15 protein-coding genes are annotated in these 16,103 nt (G+C 59.8%); 3 read left to right on the top strand and 12 right to left on the bottom strand.

All coding sequences use genetic code 11. The features are described from left to right. Window positions 1-164: 164 nt before the first annotated feature. Window positions 165-914: an RHS repeat-associated core domain-containing protein gene (locus tag ACA058_RS00995; RefSeq protein ID WP_497637445.1), complete on the bottom strand. Its 750-nt coding sequence runs from the start codon at window positions 912-914 to the stop codon at window positions 165-167. 142 nt (window positions 915-1,056) lie between these two features. Here ACA058_RS00995 and ACA058_RS00990 point away from each other — a divergent pair, with 142 nt between their 5' ends. Further along, on the top strand, window positions 1,057-2,253 hold the full coding sequence (locus ACA058_RS00990; protein WP_497637444.1) for an AAA family ATPase: 1,197 nt from the start codon (window positions 1,057-1,059) through the stop codon (window positions 2,251-2,253). Between the two features lie 142 nt (window positions 2,254-2,395). Here the strand turns inward: ACA058_RS00990 and ACA058_RS00985 are convergent, their stop codons facing one another. From ACA058_RS00985 to ACA058_RS00935, 11 genes are all read right to left on the bottom strand, one after another. Then, window positions 2,396-3,277 (bottom strand): transporter substrate-binding domain-containing protein, encoded by an 882-nt coding sequence (locus ACA058_RS00985; protein ID WP_497637443.1) that lies wholly within the window; start codon window positions 3,275-3,277, stop codon window positions 2,396-2,398. Beyond that, window positions 3,274-4,056 (bottom strand): amino acid ABC transporter ATP-binding protein, encoded by a 783-nt coding sequence (locus ACA058_RS00980; RefSeq protein WP_497637442.1) that lies wholly within the window; start codon window positions 4,054-4,056, stop codon window positions 3,274-3,276. The genes ACA058_RS00985 and ACA058_RS00980 overlap by 4 nt, the downstream gene beginning before the upstream one ends. Then, the gene (locus ACA058_RS00975; RefSeq protein ID WP_497637441.1) at window positions 4,053-4,712 is read right to left on the bottom strand and encodes an amino acid ABC transporter permease; all 660 of its coding nucleotides are present in this window, start codon (window positions 4,710-4,712) and stop codon (window positions 4,053-4,055) included. The genes ACA058_RS00980 and ACA058_RS00975 overlap by 4 nt, the downstream gene beginning before the upstream one ends. After that, on the bottom strand, window positions 4,693-5,358 hold the full coding sequence (locus ACA058_RS00970; protein ID WP_497637440.1) for an amino acid ABC transporter permease: 666 nt from the start codon (window positions 5,356-5,358) through the stop codon (window positions 4,693-4,695). Before ACA058_RS00970 ends, ACA058_RS00975 begins: the two co-directional genes overlap by 20 nt. A gap of 223 nt (window positions 5,359-5,581) precedes the next feature. Further along, on the bottom strand, window positions 5,582-6,364 hold the full coding sequence (locus tag ACA058_RS00965) for a MetQ/NlpA family ABC transporter substrate-binding protein (protein ID WP_007983099.1): 783 nt from the start codon (window positions 6,362-6,364) through the stop codon (window positions 5,582-5,584). A gap of 253 nt (window positions 6,365-6,617) precedes the next feature. After that, complete coding sequence (locus ACA058_RS00960) at window positions 6,618-7,541, bottom strand: sigma 54-interacting transcriptional regulator (protein WP_497637439.1); 924 nt, start codon at window positions 7,539-7,541, stop codon at window positions 6,618-6,620. Between the two features lie 56 nt (window positions 7,542-7,597). Continuing rightward, the gene (locus ACA058_RS00955) at window positions 7,598-8,179 is read right to left on the bottom strand and encodes an alpha/beta hydrolase (protein WP_497637438.1); all 582 of its coding nucleotides are present in this window, start codon (window positions 8,177-8,179) and stop codon (window positions 7,598-7,600) included. A gap of 304 nt (window positions 8,180-8,483) precedes the next feature. Continuing rightward, a complete protein-coding gene (locus ACA058_RS00950; RefSeq protein WP_497637437.1) occupies window positions 8,484-8,885 on the bottom strand; it encodes an ExbD/TolR family protein in 402 nt (133 codons plus the stop codon). A 1-nt stretch (window position 8,886) separates the two neighbouring features. Then, a complete protein-coding gene (locus ACA058_RS00945) occupies window positions 8,887-9,612 on the bottom strand; it encodes a MotA/TolQ/ExbB proton channel family protein (RefSeq protein WP_497637436.1) in 726 nt (241 codons plus the stop codon). A gap of 44 nt (window positions 9,613-9,656) precedes the next feature. Beyond that, on the bottom strand, window positions 9,657-10,466 hold the full coding sequence (locus ACA058_RS00940) for an energy transducer TonB (RefSeq protein ID WP_497637435.1): 810 nt from the start codon (window positions 10,464-10,466) through the stop codon (window positions 9,657-9,659). Window positions 10,467-10,739: 273 nt separating this feature from the next. Next, window positions 10,740-13,112 (bottom strand): TonB-dependent receptor, encoded by a 2,373-nt coding sequence (locus ACA058_RS00935; protein WP_497637434.1) that lies wholly within the window; start codon window positions 13,110-13,112, stop codon window positions 10,740-10,742. Window positions 13,113-13,278: 166 nt separating this feature from the next. Between ACA058_RS00935 and ACA058_RS00930 the strand changes: the two genes are divergently transcribed. Both ACA058_RS00930 and ACA058_RS00925 read left to right on the top strand, forming a co-directional pair. Continuing rightward, window positions 13,279-14,223 (top strand): LysR family transcriptional regulator, encoded by a 945-nt coding sequence (locus tag ACA058_RS00930; protein WP_497637433.1) that lies wholly within the window; start codon window positions 13,279-13,281, stop codon window positions 14,221-14,223. Window positions 14,224-14,418: 195 nt separating this feature from the next. Then, a complete protein-coding gene (locus ACA058_RS00925; protein ID WP_497637432.1) occupies window positions 14,419-16,035 on the top strand; it encodes an alkaline phosphatase family protein in 1,617 nt (538 codons plus the stop codon). Window positions 16,036-16,103 lie beyond the last annotated feature (68 nt).

The raw sequence follows: 16,103 nt of genomic DNA, 5'->3' as shown, positions 1-16,103 counted from the left end.
TCGGCGGTGTCTCACCCGTTGTCGGTACAGGCTTGTGACGCCCGACAAAATCCTTCAACGAAGGAATGGTCTTGGGATCACGTGCCGCCCAGCCTGAACCCACTCTTGCAGTAACCGTCAGCGCGGCCAGGCCGGCCAAAACAAATCCCACTGTTTTCGCGGCCTCAGAGTCCCCGGTAATGCCCGCGATAGCGCCAACCCCCCCCCGTCAAAGACGAAAGCATCACCAAGACTCCGACACCGGTACCACCTGCAGCACCGACGGCTTGTTTGAGCGGCAGCTCTCCGACCGCGCCCCATTGCATGGCATCCTTTGCCAATTTGTAGGGGACGGCAGGCATCTGCATAATTCGCGTGCCAATAACGTTGAGCACGCTGGTAACAAGCCTGGCAATCTGACCCGTCGGATCACTGAAGTTCACCGGATCCCCCAGACAATACGCATAGGGATTCAACCCACCCCGACCAAACGGACTCAAGCGGTCCGGGCTGTTGAAACGCATCAGCACCGGATTGAACGCCCGGTGTCCATTGCCCAGCAAATAGTGGCCAGTGACTGGATCGACCGCTTCGCCAGCAAACCCCAGGAGGCTGCCCAGCCCGCTTTCGACCCGGCGATGACCGTAGGGTGTATAAGCCTGACGCACATCCCCACCTGGCTCGATAACCTGCAAGACAGAACGTTGTTGATCGTTAGCCAGCAAGCCACTTCTGACGTCATTACCCTGGCGAGCTTGAAGCGCCAGCAATTGCTTGCCGTGCTGGAACACGCTCTGACTGGACTGCCCCTGAAGCTCGGTAACCAGATGCTCACGTTCGTAAAACCGTTGGCGCTTTTCCCCGCCGACAGGCTCAATTGCTACCAGCAAATCCAATGCGTCATACCGATACAAACAATCTTTTGATGTATTCATCAATATAACCTCGCGAAGTCATTACTTTGCCCTAGCGAGGCGGCTCAGCGCACCTAGCAGAACTACTAGGTAGTTGACGTTTGCTGCCACCGCTCAAGACCGCTATGTTCTCTGCGCCGTCACAATGATCAGTGAGAAGTTCATGCTTAAAACCCTCGCGGTGGCCAACTACCGCTCGATCAACAAATTGGTCATCCCGTTGGGTCGGCTGAACCTGATTACAGGCCCTAATGGCAGTGGCAAATCCAATCTCTACCGTGCATTGCGCCTGCTGGCGGAAACCGCTCAGGGTGGCGTGGTCAATGCATTGGCTCGAGAGGGTGGACTCCATTCGACCTTCTGGGCCGGCCCGGAAACCATCACCCGGCGCATGCGCAATGGCGAAGTTCCCATCGAGGCGACGGTGCGGCACGGTGTGAAGCGTTTGCGGTTGGGATTTTCCGGGGAAGATTTCGGCTACTCGATCAGCCTGGGGCTACCCGACTCCAACGGTCATTTCATGCTCGCTGGGCACCCTTTACCCATTCCGTCACGTTTCAGCCTCGACCCGCAAATAAAGCGCGAGTGTCTGTGGGCCGGGCCGTTCTATCGTCCAGCGAGCCTGCTGGTGGATCGCGACGGCCCGTTGATCCGCACTCGGGCCAACCGCAGTTGGGACGTGCTGGCGCAACACACACCGAATTTCGACAGCCTGTTCGATCAGGTCGGCAGCCTGCGTACCTCGCCGGAGGTGCTGGAGACGCGCGAGTTCATCCGCCGCTGGCGCTTCTACGATCACTTTCGCAGCGACGCCGACGCACCGGTGCGTCAGCCACAACTGGGCACCCGCACCCCGGTGCTGCACCACGACGGTAGAGATCTGGCGGCGGCGTTACAGACCATTATCGAAATCGGCGACCCCGAGGCATTGCGGGGCGCGATCAGCGACGCATTTCCCGGTGCCCGGCTGCACATCGAACCGTTGGCCGGCGGTCGCTTTGCTATCGAGTTTTATCAGGAAGGACTGTTGCGGCCGTTGTCAGCGGCGGAGTTGTCGGACGGGACGCTGCGTTATTTGCTGCTGGTGGCGGCGTTACTGACGCCCAGGCCACCGACGTTGATGGTGCTGAACGAACCTGAAACCAGCCTGCATCCGGACCTGTTGCCGGCGTTGGCGCGCTTGATTATCCGGGCGTCTGAGCAGTGTCAGGTGTGGGTGGTGTCCCACGCGCGGCGGTTGATTTCGGCGTTGCAGGAAGACCCGGAATGCAACTGCATCGTGCTGGAGAAAAGCCTGGGCCAGACCGGGATTGTCGGGCAGCGGATGCTGGATGAGCCGGCGTGGTATTGGCCGGATTAGGTGGCGCCTGAGAAATCCAATCGCTGGCAAGCCAGCTCCCACAGTGATCTCCAGTGGACACAGAATTTGCGTCTACTCCGAAACCTGTGGGAGCGAGCTTGCTCGCGATGACGACCGCACGAGCGCCGCAAAGGTCAGAGAATCACCCCTGCCATTTCCCGCCCTCGACAATCACGCTCTCAGGCTTGGTTTCATCGCTCAGTTCTTTACGCACATATTGATCGTAAAGCTTGAGCAGATACTTCTCTTCACCCAGCTTCGCCAACTCGGCATTCACCCAGTCGCGCAGTTCGATGTTGCCCTTCTTCACCGCCGGCGCAATCGGCGCTTCGGCGCCCAGGGTCTGGCTGAGCACGCGGTAGCCGGGGTTCTGCTTGGCCCAGCTGAACAGCACCAGATTGTCTTGCGCATAGGCATCACCGCGACCGTTGGCCAGGGCTTGCAGGGACTCGGAGTTTTTCTCGAACTTCAGCAGTTTCCAGTCCGGATGGTTCTTGGTCAGCCAGATGTCGGCGGTGGTGCCGGTGGTGACGATGGTGGTACGGGTCGCCAGATCATCGAGGTTTTTCACCGCGCTGTCCTGAGGCACCAAGGCCTGCACGGCGACCTTGAGGTTGGGGTTGGTGAATTCCACCGCTTCCTTGCGCTCCGGGGTGACCGTCATGTTGGCCAGAATCAGATCGACCTTGTCACTTTGCAGAAACGGAATGCGGCTCGCCGGTTCCACGGCAACGAACTCGACCTTGTTCTCGTCGCCCAGCAGATCCTTGGCGAATTGGCGGCCGATGTCGGTATCGAAACCGACGTAGCGTCCGGCTTCATTGACGAAACCGAACGGCGGCTTGTCGGTGAAGACACCCACGATCAGTTTATCCCGCGCCTTGATCTTTTCCAGATAGCTGGCCGGCGCAGTGGATTCGCTGAAGACTTTAGGTTTCGGTGGCTCTTCGGTTTTATTGCAGCCGGCCAGCAGCGCAAGACCCAGCAGTGGCAGAAGCAAGAGTGAAGACTTGGCAGTTTTCATGGCAGTTCCAGTTCCTTTGTTTGAGTCGTTTTGGGTAGTGCGGCGACGTAGGAGAACTTCTCCAGGAACTGCTGCGCTCGTGCGGTTTGCGGGTTCGTAAAGAAAATCTCGGGAGGTTTCTGCTCAAGGATTCGCCCGGCATCCATGAACACGATTCGATCTGCCACGGCGCGGGCGAAGGCCATTTCGTGGGTGACGATCAGCAGGGTCATGCCCTCGCGGGCCAGGCCCTGGATGACTTCCAGCACTTCCTTGACCATTTCCGGGTCGAGGGCAGCGGTGACTTCGTCGAAGAGCATGACCTTGGGGTTCATGCACAGCGAACGGACGATGGCGATGCGTTGTTGCTGACCGCCGGAGAGCTGGCGTGGGAAGGCGTCACGCTTGTTCAGCAGGCCTACGCGCGCCAGCAAGGCTTCGGCCTGATCGCGAGCTTCGCGGCGGTCGCGTTTCTGCACCTTCACCGGGCCGAGCAGCAGGTTGTCGAGCACGCTCATGTGCGGGAACAGGTGATAACTCTGGAACACCATGCCGATCTGCTGCCGCACTTCGCGCCAGTCGGTGCCCTTGTCCAGCAACTCGCGACCAGCAAAATCCAGGCTGCCGCTGTGGGCGACTTCCAGCCCGTTGAGGCAGCGCAGCAAGGTGCTTTTACCGCAGCCGCTGGGGCCGAGGATGACGATCACCTCGCCCGACTTCACACGCAGGTCGATGCCATTGAGCACCTGCTGCTCGCCAAAAAACTTGTTGAAACCCTTGAACTCGATCAATGCGCTCATGCTTGCGTCCAGCGCCGTTCCAGCACGCGCGAGGCGGCCGAGAGCGGGTAGCAAATGAAAAAGAAAAACAGGAAAAGCGCGCCGTAGATCAGCACCGATTCGTAGGTGCGTTCGATGATCTGCTGGCCGACTTTGATCACGTCCACCACACCGATGAGCACCGCCAGGGAGCTGGTCTTGATGATGCGCGTGTAGACGTTGATGGTCGGTGGCGTCATGCGTTTCAACGCTTGTGGCAACAGCACGTAGCCGTAGAGTTGCGGGGCGTCCAGGCCAATGGATAATCCGGCTTCACGCTGACCGCGCGGCAACGAATGCAACGCACCGCGCACCACTTCGCCGACCTCACTGGCGCCCCACAACGACAACACCATCACCGCGCACCAGAAGCTCGGAATGCTCAGGCCGAAAAAAATCGGCAGGCCGAAGAACAACAAGTAGAGCCAGACCAGCACCGGGATCGCCCGGAACAGCTCCAGATAGACGCGCAGGATCGCGTTCAGCCACGTCACATTCAACGAGCGCAGCACGCCATAAAGCACGCCGCCTACGGTGCTGATGGCGATGCTCAGGAAGGAAATCGACAGGGTTTGCGCCGCGCCCTTGCCCAGTTGCGGCAACGACACCCACAACAACTCAAGACCCGAACTGGCCATGCTGGAGCCTCCTTTCCAGACGGCTGAGCAACAGCGACAGCGGCAAGAACAGCAGCACGCAAATCAGCGTCAGCACGGCAAGCATTTCGTAGGTTTTGTAGTAAAGCGCGATGTAGCTCTTGGTGGTGTAGAGAATCTCCGGCACCGCCACCGCCGAGACCACTGTGGTTTCCTTAAGCAGGAAAATGAAGTTGGCGAACAGCGAAGGCAGGCTGAGGATGCCGGCTTGCGGCAGGATCACGTAGCGCAGCAGTTGCCCGTGGGACAGGCCGATGGAGCGGCCGGACTCGAGCTGCGCCGGGGGCACCGCATCCACGCCGGCACGCAGGACTTCGGTGAGGTAGGCACCGCCGAGGAAGGTCATGGTGATGATCGCCGCAGCGAAACCCGAAACCTTTATGCCCAAGGCCGGCAAGGCGAAATAGACGAAGAACAGTTGAATCAGCAAGGGTGTGTTGCGCGCCAGTTCGACATACAGGCCAACCAGGCGCTGCAAGTAAGGCGTGCGAAACACCAGAATCATCGCGTTGATCAGCGCTACCAGCAACGAGGTGCCGATGGCAATAAATCCGACCTGCAGCGTCACGCCCACAGCCTTTAGAAACGCCGGCAGGGTGCTGAGGATAAATGTGTAATCGAAGTTCATGGAACATCCTGGACGCCGCTCGGTAAGCGACGGTGGTGCAGTCCGCGGGCCATGGATAACAGCCCGGCAAGCACCAACTTTAAAGGTATTAAAATTAGAATTTAAATACCGTTAAAGCATATAGATATCACGCAAAAAACTATTCGTGGGCACGATCACGCAAAAACGCCGACGCTGTATCAGCCGTCGGCGTTGGCAACCTTGAAGGGGTTTAGCTTGCGAATCAGAACGCTGGCAGAACCGCGCCGCTGTACTTCTTCTCGATGAATGCTTTCACTTCCGGGCTGGTCAATGCCTTGGCCAGTTTCTGGATCGCGACGCTGTCCTTGTTATCAGGACGGGCAACCAGGAAGTTTACGTAAGGCGAATCGGCACCTTCGATCACCAGTGCGTCTTTAGCCGGGTTCAGACCCGCTTCCAGCGCGTAGTTGGTGTTGATCATGTCCAGGTCAACCTGATCCAGCACACGCGGCAACATCGCGGACTCAAGCTCCTTGAACTTGAAATTGTGCGGGTTCTTGGCGATGTCCTTCGGGGTGGCCAGGGCGTTTTTCGGGTCTTTCAACTCGATCAGGCCAGCCTTCTGCAGCAGGATCAGGGCACGGCCGCTGTTGCTGCCTTCGTTAGGAATGGCAATGGTAGCGCCATCTTTCAGCTCGGCCAGAGTTTTGACTTTCTTCGAGTAGCCGCCGAACGGTTCGACGTGAACGCCAATCACGGTTTCCAGGTGAGTGCCTTTGCCTTCGTTGAAGCTTTTCAGGTACGGCAGGGTCTGGAAGTAGTTGGCGTCCAGACGCTTCTGGTCGACCTGCACGTTCGGCTGAACGTAGTCGGTGAAGACTTTGATTTCCAGGTCCACGCCTTCTTTGGCGAGGGTTGGCTTGATCAGTTCAAGAATCTCGGCGTGTGGAATCGGGGTTGCCGCAACCACCAGTTTCTCGCCAGCCTGGGCCAGGCCCGCAGTCAGGGCAGCCGCCAGTGCGGTGAACAACAGAACCTTTTTCATGCAGTGTCCTTATCGAAAATCACGGTCGCTAGTGGCGACGGCTAGATATTTAAGTGCAAGCGAAGTGCTATCGCTGGCGTGACGCGGACAATACCGGGATTTTTTATTCCCGAACAATATCTTTTATTCACTTTCATATTCCATTTTGTTCATAAAGCTGTAGGAGCGAGCATGCTCGCGATGGTCGTGAACGATAACGCGTGTAACCAGATGGCAAGCGGCTACCTCGGGTTTTTCGCGAGCAGGCTCGCTCCTACAGGAGGCCCGCATCCTTAAGTATCTGTTTCAACGCGTCTTTTTCGGCATCGGAAGCGTTGCCCAAAATCCGCTTGAGCTGCTGCCCGATTTGCCCCAGACCCACTTCAGGCAAATTCAAATGCTCCGGCAAAATCTCATCACCGGTACTCACCAACAGCGCAAAGTGAATGACGTTTTCCAGCTCCCGGGTATTGCCCGGCCAGCGGTGTCGCTCCAGCACCGCTTGCGCGGCCTCGCTGATCAGCGGCACTGGCAAATCGAGGCGCTGGCTGTAGATACCGAGGAAGTATTCGGCCAGCGACAGGATGTCGCCCACCCGCTCGCGCAGTGCCGGCAGTTCGAGCTGGCCCTCACTGAGGTAGTGGTAGAGCCGCTCATGGAATTTACCGGCGGCCACGGCTTGGGCCAGGTCGATGCTGGTGGCGGCCACCAGACGCACGTCCACCGGGCTCGGTTGATGCGCACCGACGCGGGTCACTTCGTGGTTTTCCAGGGCGGCGAGCAGTTTGATCTGGATCGGCAGCGGCAGATCGCCGATTTCATCCAGGTACAGCGTGCCGCCGTTGGCCGAACCGAACCAACCGGCGCGACTGCTGGCAGAACCGCTGTAACTGCCGGCGGCATAGCCGAACAATTCAGCGTCGGCGTAGGTTGGGCTGATCGCCCCGCAATTGACCGAGACGAACAATCCGCCGCGATCACTGGCGCGATGGATGTGCCGGGCCAGCAGCTCCTTGCCACTGCCGGTTTCACCACGGATCAGCACCGAGATCGAGCGCGGCGCCAGCTGTTCCAGCTCCTGGCGCAATTGCCGCGAGCGCGGGTCGACGAATACCAGCGCCTTGGCGCGGATGCTCAGGGGACTTTTTTCAGCGTCGGGAAAGGTCAGCAGCGGCTGACCGAAGGTTTCAAAGCTCATGGCAGACTCCCGCCCAAAACCGCCAAAGGACGGGGGCGTTGAAAAAAACAAAAGGTTCAGGCTCGGCGCAGGGCGTGATGTTCCATGCGGTTTTGCAGACGATAGAGATAGGCAAAACCCTGCTCCCAACGCTGATGACCCGACTTCACATTGATGTGCCCGGCACCCGCCAGGATCCCCGCTTCCGCGCCCCAGTTACGCGCCAGCTCCAGAGCCCGCGGCGCGCTGACGGCGGCGTCGTTGTCGGAGCTGACGACCTGGCTGGGAAACGGCAACAGATCGGTTGGAATCGGTGCGAAATTGCGCAGGGCCGGCACGCAGGCCGGGCGCTCGACGTCCGCCGGCGCGACCAGCAAGGCGCCACGTACCTGACGCAGAAACTGTACAGGCGCGGAAGCCGCCCAATGCGCGACGGTGATGCAGCCAAGGCTATGGGCGATCAGGATGACGGGGGTACTGTCGGCGGCAATGGCCTCGGCCAGTGCCGCCACCCAGTCTTCACGACGCGGCGTCAGCCAGTCGGCCTGCTCCACCCGTGCGCTGTTCGGCAAGCTGTTCTGCCAATGGCTTTGCCAATGATCGTCTGGCGATCCTTGCCAGCCCGGCACAATCAGATAGCGAATTGATTCGTTGCGCATGGGGGGAGCTCTCCTGCTGCGTGTCTGTTCCTGATCGAGTATAGGGACGGGATATATATTCGTTAAGGAATAAGAAGCTATTTATTAATACTCATATCGAATATACAACACAGGTTTGCCTGATCGTTCCCACGCTCTGCGTGGGAATGCAGCCCGGGACGCTCCGCGTCCCTGCCGAAGCGGACGCGGAGCGTCCATAGAGGCATTCCTTTGCTGCGCGTGGGAACGATCTTTGTGTGAAGCAGAGGAATAAAAAAAGGGCCGCACCCTGCCAAGGAGACGGCCCCGGAAAATCGAAAAACTGTCAGCGCGCGGTGATCACCGACAATTTGGTAATCCCTGCCCGCTCGATCGACGCCATGGCCCGTGCCACTTCGCCATAATTCACCCCGTCGTCCGCCTGCAATTGCACCCGCACTTCGGGGTCCTTGGCCTTGGCCGCCTGGAGCTTGAACTCCAGCAAACCGGGCTGGATTTCATCCTTGTTGATAAACAGCTTGCCCGCCCCGTCGATGCTCACCACCAGCGGGTCCTTCTGCTCCACCGGCGCCACGGCTTCGGTCTTGGGCAGGTTGATCGGGATCGCGTTGGTCAGCAGCGGTGCGGTGACAATGAACACCACCAGCAGCACCAGCATCACGTCCACCAACGGTGTCACGTTGATCTCGCTCAGCACCTCATCGCTGTCTTGCGTGGAGAAGGCCATATCAGGATGCCTCCTTCACTTTTTGTGCATTACCCGAGGTCGCAACTTTATGCGCCGTCGGGTGGATCAACACGCGGAACGAACTCTTCTGCGCCAGGCTGTAGAAGTCGTGGGCGAAGTCGTCCAGGTCCGCCGCCGTCAGCTTCAAGCGACGCAAAAAGTAGTTGTAAACCAGTACCGCCGGCACCGCGACGGCGATCCCCACACCGGTGGCAACCAACGCGGCACCGATGGGTCCGGCGACTGTTTCCAGGCTCGCCGAGCCCGCTGCGCTAATGCCCTTCAACGCCTCCATGATTCCCCACACCGTGCCGAACAAACCAATGAACGGCGACGTGCTACCAATACTCGCGACCACTGCCAGCCCGGTTTCCAGCGAACGGCGTTCGCGCACGATCTGCTGACGCAATGCCCGTTCAAGACAATCCTGATGATTGATCGCCTGGCTTAAATCCGCCGCCTGTGGCGCCTCGCCCACCTGAATCGCCGCATAACCAGCCTGGGCCACCCGCGCCGCAGCGCCGGGTTGGGTTTCGGCCAACTCTGCCGCCGAATCCAGACTCGAAGCGGCCCAAAACCGCTTATGAAATTTTCGGTCCTGGGCTTTCAGGCGACCGAACTGCACGCCCTTGAGCAACGCCAGCCCCCAAGTGGCAACAGAAAAAACCACCAGCAGCCAGATCACCGCGCTTTCAATGGATTGGAGTGGAGAGGCCAATAACGTCATGGTGAATTCCTCGTGTAAAGGTTTCGCGCTAAATAGGTGTCGGTTTAATGAATCTTGAAATCAATGGGCACGCTGACCCAGCCGTCCTGAGCCACATCACCCTGCTTGGCGGGCACGAAACTCCAGCGTTTCACGGCGCTTAATGCCGCCTCGTCGAGGGCCTCGCGGCCGCTGCTTTTCTGAATCTGGATCTCGCCGGGCTTGCCGTTAGCGAGAACATGTACACGTAACAACACCGTGCCTTCCCAACCGCGACGCTGGGCCAGCGACGGGTATTCCGGCGCCGGGTTATTCAGGTACGCGGCGTTGGCCGAGGCTGGCGTAACCGGCGCAGGCGCGGGCGGAGCAGGTGGCGCCGGAGCCGCGACCGGAGCAGCCGGTTGTGGTGGCGCGGGCGGTTGCTCGACTGCTTTGGGCGCAGGTTTGGGCACCGGTTTAGCGATCGGCTTTGGCTTGGGAATCGGTTTTGGCGGCGCCGGTTTTGCGGCCAATTCGTCCACCACGGGCGGGGGAGGCTCGACCACAGGTGGTGGTGGCGGAGGTGGCGGTGTTTCGACCACTGGCGGCGCCGGGCGCGAAAACTCGATTGTCATCGGCGGAATTTCCGGCGGCACGATCGGCAACTCTTTGGTCGGCTGCTGATTGACCCAGTAGATCACCGCGCCATGCACCAGCAACGCCAGCACACCGAGCAGGATCGCTTCGCGTCGGCTCAGGATGCCCTTGGGCGCACGCTGCAAACGCAGCTGGCCCAAGGGCACGCGGTGTACCCGCCCGAGGTCGACCAACTCGCCACCTGGCGCCTGGCGCCAAAGCACCTCGTGTGCGCCGGCGGCGGTCTGGACATTGCCCATTGATTTACTCCCTGCGGTCTCTTTGCGAATTACCCGATACGCCGAACCCGTCATCCCCCGAACGACGTATCGATGGGTTAATCATTGAGTTAGACGCTTATCTCTGAAAGTAATCTTTAACGTTAAACCTAGATCTAAAACGAATATCAAAAACGTTCGATTCGCTGCAGGCCTTGTCCCGTAAGGGCTCCGGCCTGGTAACCGAAAACACATGCTTTTGAGGCATCGAAAATATTCCCCCAAGGCATGGTTTTCGGCGCAATCGCCGCGCTATCAGAAGTCGTATCGACCGGTCACACCCAGGGTCCGTGGTGTCCCGAGCAAGCCTTCGTAACCGCCATTGGCGCCGGTCCAGAGGGTGGTGTAATAGGTTTTGTCGAAGGCGTTCTTCAGCCACAGCGAGACGTCCCACTGCCCCTGCTTGAAGTCGCCGCGCAGGCCGGTGGACAGGTTGACCACGGCGTAGCTCGGGATCTGGCCGAAGTCGGAATCCTCCACCGTGCCCACCGCTTTGGAGCGGAACGCGTAGCTGGCGGTGACGTACTCTTCGAAGCCGTTACTCAGGTTCCATTTGTATTCACCGTTGGCGTTGCCGATCCATTTCGAAGCACCGACCACCTGATGGCCGCTGAGATCGCAAGAGGCAGGAGCGCCCGGCGCCAGGCTGACTTCCGGTGGGCACGGCGCATCTTTGTAGGAGAGGTAGCTGACGTCGTTGTAGGAGCCGTTGATGTTCAGCGTCAGGCCTCGCAACGGGACCAGCGTACTGTCGAATTCCACGCCACGGGAGCGCACGGAACCTGCGTTGGTCAGGTATTGCACGCGGTTGACGTCGTCGTAGGCGTTGGTTTGATAGCCGTTGACCTGGGTCCAGAACACGTTGGCGTTGAGCTGCAGGCGACGGTCCCAGAGTGTGCTCTTGAAACCGAGTTCGGCGTTGTTGGCGCGTTCGGTGCCGATCAGCAGCGAGTCGGCGCCGGCAACTGGGGCCGTGCCGACGGCCAGGTTGACCCCACCGGATTTCTCGCCGTGGGACAGCGTGGCGTAGCCGAGCAGGTTCTCAGTGAAGTGATAGCTGAGGTTCAGCAGACCCGAAGGGCTGGAGCTGTATTGATTCAAATCACCGGAGTCGTAAGCCCCGGCGCGACCTTGTCTTACCGCCGCTGCCGCCCCGGCCACCGCCGCACCACCCACTGGCGCGTTGCGGTTGACCCAGGCGCTTTTCTCTTCATAAGTGCCACGCACACCGGCGGTGAAGTCCAGCCGTTCGGTGAGGTGCCAGGTGCCTTGGGCAAACAGGGCGAAGCTGTCGGTTTCGATGTGGCCTTTGCCGATGCTGGTAACGTTGGCCAGTGCGCCCGCGGGAGTACCGTTCCAGATGTCCGCTTGCGGGCCGTAAAAGGAGAACGATTTGTTGTCCAGGTCGGAGCCGAAGTAATAGGCGCCGAGCACGTAATCGAAGAATCCGCCGGTGGGCGACGCCAGTCGAAACTCCTGGGAGTACTGCTTATCCTCGACCGAAACGCCAGCGTTGTAGAAGGCGGATACGTTCAGGCCGTCATCATTGCGCGGGGTGAAATTCCACCAGCGGTAGGAACTGATCGACGTCAGAGTGAAGTCACTCGGCAGCGTCCAATTGGCCTCGACCGACGTACCGCCCTGGTGCACGGTGACGTGCTGTTCATTGTTCAGGTTGACCTTGCGATGCGTGCCATCGACCAGTGTGGCGCCCGCCGCATTGGCCCGGGCCTGGTAGAGATTGACGCCATTGATGGTCGGCCCGGTGTTGTACAACACGCGGGTGCCGGCGCTGGAATCCTCTTCGTTGTAATCGCCTATCCAGCGCAGGTTGAACGACTCGTTCGGCTTGAACAGCAACTGGCCACGGAAGCCATCGCGTGAGCCACCGTTCAAGTCATGGCCATCGTATTCGTTTTTTATGTCGCCATCGCTGCGGGTGCGATAAGCGGAAAATCGTCCCGCGAGTTCGTCATTCAACGGGCCGGAAATGGTGCCCTTGGTCTGGAAGTAACCGTCCTCGCCCACCGAGGTTTCGATGCTGCGTTCCGGGGTAAATGACGGCGCCCGCGTGCTGATGTTGATCACGCCAGCCGTAGTGTTCTTGCCGAACAACGTGCCTTGCGGGCCGCGCAGCACTTCGAGTTGCTCGATGTCCATCAAGTCGAACACCGCCATGCCCGGTCGGCCGAGATATACGTTGTCGATGTACAGCCCTACGCTGCCTTCCAGGCCATCGCTGGCCGGGTTGTTGCCCAGGCCACGGATCGACACGCTGGACTGGCGCGCATGCATGTAGGCGACGTTGACGCTGGGCACCAGTTGCTGCAGATCCTGAATGCGATAGACCCGCTGGGTTTCCAGCACCTGGCCGCTGACCACGCTCATGGGGGTCGGCACATCCTGCGAACTTTCCTCGCGACGGCGGGTGGTCACGGTCACGGTTTCCAGCTGAGCGCCATCGGCCTTGGCTTGGCCCGATACGGTTTTCGCCGGGACCTCATCCGGAGTTGTTGTCTCGGCCGCGTAGCCTTGGGTCCAACTGGCGCTCCCCGCCAGCAGCAGGGCCAGGGGCAGGCGTTTGAGCCGTCGGGGTGTGATGGGTGACGCAAGGTTCAACGGACTCATTAAGCGGCTCCTGGTCAAAAAACACACAGCGACTTTTCAGCAGTGCATATTCTTTAAAGTTATTTATTTATGTTTTTACAAGTATTTACTGCATAAGAGATTGCCTTTATAAGGAGTCGACCTAATGCATATCCAATGCATTTCCCCGATATTTTTAATGTGAAAAATGCATATCGACTTGCGCCAGCTTCGCCACTTCATCGCCCTCGCCGACCAGCGCAGCTTCGTCGCGGGCGCCATGGCCGTGAACCTGTCGCAGTCGGCGTTCAGCCGCAGCATCCAGGCGCTGGAACACAGCGTCGGTTGTCTGTTGGTGGATCGCGGGCGCAAGGACCTGGCGCCGACCAAACAGGGCCAGGTGTTGCTCGAACATGCGCGACGGCTGGTTAGCGGCGCGCAGCAGATGGCCAACGAGATCAGCCAGTTCAATGGCCTGGAGGCCGGCGAGTTGCGCTTCGGTTGCGGCCCGGCGCCAGCGGCGGGATTGATCCCACGGGCGATCGGCAGTTTCATCGGTCGCTATCCCAAGGCGCGGGTGCAATTTCAGGTGGATGACTGGCAAAGCCTGAGCAAGCGCCTGCTGAGCGAAGAGTTCGAATTTTTCGTCGCCGACACTCGGCAGTTCGAGGCCGACCCGGACTTCCTGACCCAACGTCTGCGCCCGCGCAAATGGCATTTCTGCTGCCGCGCCGGGCATCCACTAGCCGCTCGCGAAAGCGTCGGCGCCGCAGAGTTGATGAGCTATCCAATGGCGGTGACCATCCGCCCGCCGAACCTGCGAAAAGTCATTGTCGACCTGAGCGGCCGGCCAGATTTCACGCCCAATGTGGAATGCGAAAACAGCTACAGCCTGCTCGGTGTGGTGCTGCGTTCGGATGCGATTGGCATCATCGGCGACTATTCGGATGCGCTGCATAACGCCAAGGGTGAGTTGGTCCGCTTGAAAATCGATGGCCTGGCCGATGACCTGGAAGAGCTCTACACCCGCTACGGGATTGTCAGTCGCGCGGGGTATCGGCTGTCGCCGTTGGCCGAGGCGATGATTGAGCAGATCAAGGAGGTTGATGCGCAGGATGACGAGGTGTGTTCGCTGGAAAATCTCGCCGTCTGATCGACCGCTTTCGCGAGCAGGCTCGCTCCCACAGAGGCTGGTGTGCACCGATCCATTGTGGGAGCGAGCCTGCTCGCGAAGGCGTCGGCCCAGCCAATGATGCACCCACTGCATAAAAACCATTCCCCAAACGCACTTGCCTCAACCCCACCCCAGCAGCGAAAAACCTCGCCTGTCTTATTGATCGGTGAACCCATGCCCAACACTCCAAACCCCGTGCGCAACGTGCTGTACATCATGTGCGATCAACTGCGCCGCGATTACCTGTCGTGCTACGGCCACCCGCACTTGCACACCCCTAACATCGATCGCCTGGCCGCCGCCGGCGTGCGTTTCAGCCGTGCCTACACCCAGGGCACGATCTGCGGCCCGTCGCGGATGTCGGCCTACACCGGGCGCTATGTCAGCAGTCATCAAGTCGCCTGGAACGCCGTACCCTTGCCGCTGGAAGAACTGACTATCGGTGACTACCTGCGACCCCACGGTATTCGCACCGCACTGGTGGGCAAGACCCACGCCACACCTAATCTCGATGCTTTGCAGCGGCTGGCCATCGACCCTGGCAGCGAGCAGGCCGAGCGCCTGAACGAAGTCGGATTCGAGGCGTACTTTCGCCATGACGGCATCTTTCCCGACGACCCGTTGTTCGATGACAAACGCGAATCCGCGCCCTACACCCACTACCTGCGCGACCTCGGTTATGCCGGGCGCAACCCGTGGCACGACTGGGCCAACGCTGCCGAAGGCGAGCAGGGTGAAATCCTCAGCGGTTGGAAAATGCGCAACGCCCATTTGCCGGCACGCGTTCCGGAGCAGCATTCGGAAACCGTCTTCACCACCGACCGCGCCCTCGACTTCATCGCCGAGCAGGGCGAGCAGCCGTGGTGCCTGCATCTGTCGTACATCAAACCCCACTGGCCCTATATCGCCCCGGCGCCGTATCACGCGCTGTATGGCGCAGACCAGGTGATCGAGCCGGTGCGTGCAGCCGAGGGCAAGGCCAGTGATCACCCGGTGTACAACGCGTTTCGCCAGCACGAGGAGAGCCTGAATTTTTCCCGGGATGAAGTACGGCTGAACGTGATCCCGACGTACATGGGCCTGATCAAACAGGTCGATGACCAGCTAGGGCGGTTGTTCGACTTCCTGCAGAGCAGCGGTCGTTGGGATGACACCCTGATCGTGTTCACCAGCGACCACGGCGATTTCCTCGGCGACCACTACCTGGGGGAAAAAGAGTTCCTGCTGGAGCCGGCGGTGGGCCTTCCGCTGATCGTTCGCGACCCGCGCCCCGCGGCGGATACGACGCGCGGTTCGGTGGATGAGCGATTGGTAGAAACCATCGACGCACTGCCGACGTTCATTGAGGCGCTGGGGTTGCCAGGTGCCGAGCATCGCCTTGAAGGACGCTCGCTGATTCCCCTGCTGCACGACGTGGAAACCGACTGGCGCCGCTTCGCGATCAGCGAATACGACTACGCCTTTCAGGCGCCGGCGCGGGAGCGGTTGCAACAGCCGATTGACCGCTGCCGCATGACCATGGTGCGCAGCGAGCGCTGGAAATACTTGGCGTATGACGGCTTTCGGCCTCAGCTGTTCGATCTGCTGAATGATCCGCAGGAGCTACGGGACCTGGGTACTGACCCGGCGTATGCCTCGGTTCGAGAAGAGCATGCGGGGTATTTGTTTGAGTGGGTGCGGGGGTTGAAGCGACGGACCACTATCAGTCATCAGGAGATTGATTTGCGTGGGCAGCGGTTTCGCTATGGCGAGCCGGAAACCGAGAAAATGGTGCAGATCGGAGTGTGGTAGAAAAAGCATCGCGAGCAAGCTCGCTCCCACATTGGATTTGCGTCGATCACAATCCCTGTGACCGGACA

It is taken from the genome of Pseudomonas sp. LBUM1649, assembly GCF_059716155.1.
The sequence above is the reverse complement of the archived record's forward strand: the minus strand, read 5'-3'. Positions and strand labels throughout refer to the sequence as shown.

Coding starts and splice junctions, on each gene's coding strand:
- ACA058_RS00960 (WP_497637439.1), bottom strand. CDS start 7,541: ATGAGCTTTGAAACCTTCGGTCAGCCGCTGCTGACCTTTCCCGACGCT.
- ACA058_RS00970 (WP_497637440.1), bottom strand. CDS start 5,358: ATGAACTTCGATTACACATTTATCCTCAGCACCCTGCCGGCGTTTCTA.
- ACA058_RS00950 (WP_497637437.1), bottom strand. CDS start 8,885: ATGGCCTTCTCCACGCAAGACAGCGATGAGGTGCTGAGCGAGATCAAC.
- ACA058_RS00965 (WP_007983099.1), bottom strand. CDS start 6,364: ATGAAAAAGGTTCTGTTGTTCACCGCACTGGCGGCTGCCCTGACTGCG.
- ACA058_RS00955 (WP_497637438.1), bottom strand. CDS start 8,179: ATGCGCAACGAATCAATTCGCTATCTGATTGTGCCGGGCTGGCAAGGA.
- ACA058_RS00945 (WP_497637436.1), bottom strand. CDS start 9,612: ATGACGTTATTGGCCTCTCCACTCCAATCCATTGAAAGCGCGGTGATC.
- ACA058_RS00980 (WP_497637442.1), bottom strand. CDS start 4,056: ATGAGCGCATTGATCGAGTTCAAGGGTTTCAACAAGTTTTTTGGCGAG.
- ACA058_RS00925 (WP_497637432.1), top strand. CDS start 14,419: ATGCCCAACACTCCAAACCCCGTGCGCAACGTGCTGTACATCATGTGC.
- ACA058_RS00990 (WP_497637444.1), top strand. CDS start 1,057: ATGCTTAAAACCCTCGCGGTGGCCAACTACCGCTCGATCAACAAATTG.
- ACA058_RS00940 (WP_497637435.1), bottom strand. CDS start 10,466: ATGGGCAATGTCCAGACCGCCGCCGGCGCACACGAGGTGCTTTGGCGC.
- ACA058_RS00935 (WP_497637434.1), bottom strand. CDS start 13,112: ATGAGTCCGTTGAACCTTGCGTCACCCATCACACCCCGACGGCTCAAA.
- ACA058_RS00930 (WP_497637433.1), top strand. CDS start 13,279: ATGCATATCGACTTGCGCCAGCTTCGCCACTTCATCGCCCTCGCCGAC.
- ACA058_RS00985 (WP_497637443.1), bottom strand. CDS start 3,277: ATGAAAACTGCCAAGTCTTCACTCTTGCTTCTGCCACTGCTGGGTCTT.
- ACA058_RS00975 (WP_497637441.1), bottom strand. CDS start 4,712: ATGGCCAGTTCGGGTCTTGAGTTGTTGTGGGTGTCGTTGCCGCAACTG.
- ACA058_RS00995 (WP_497637445.1), bottom strand. CDS start 914: ATGAATACATCAAAAGATTGTTTGTATCGGTATGACGCATTGGATTTG.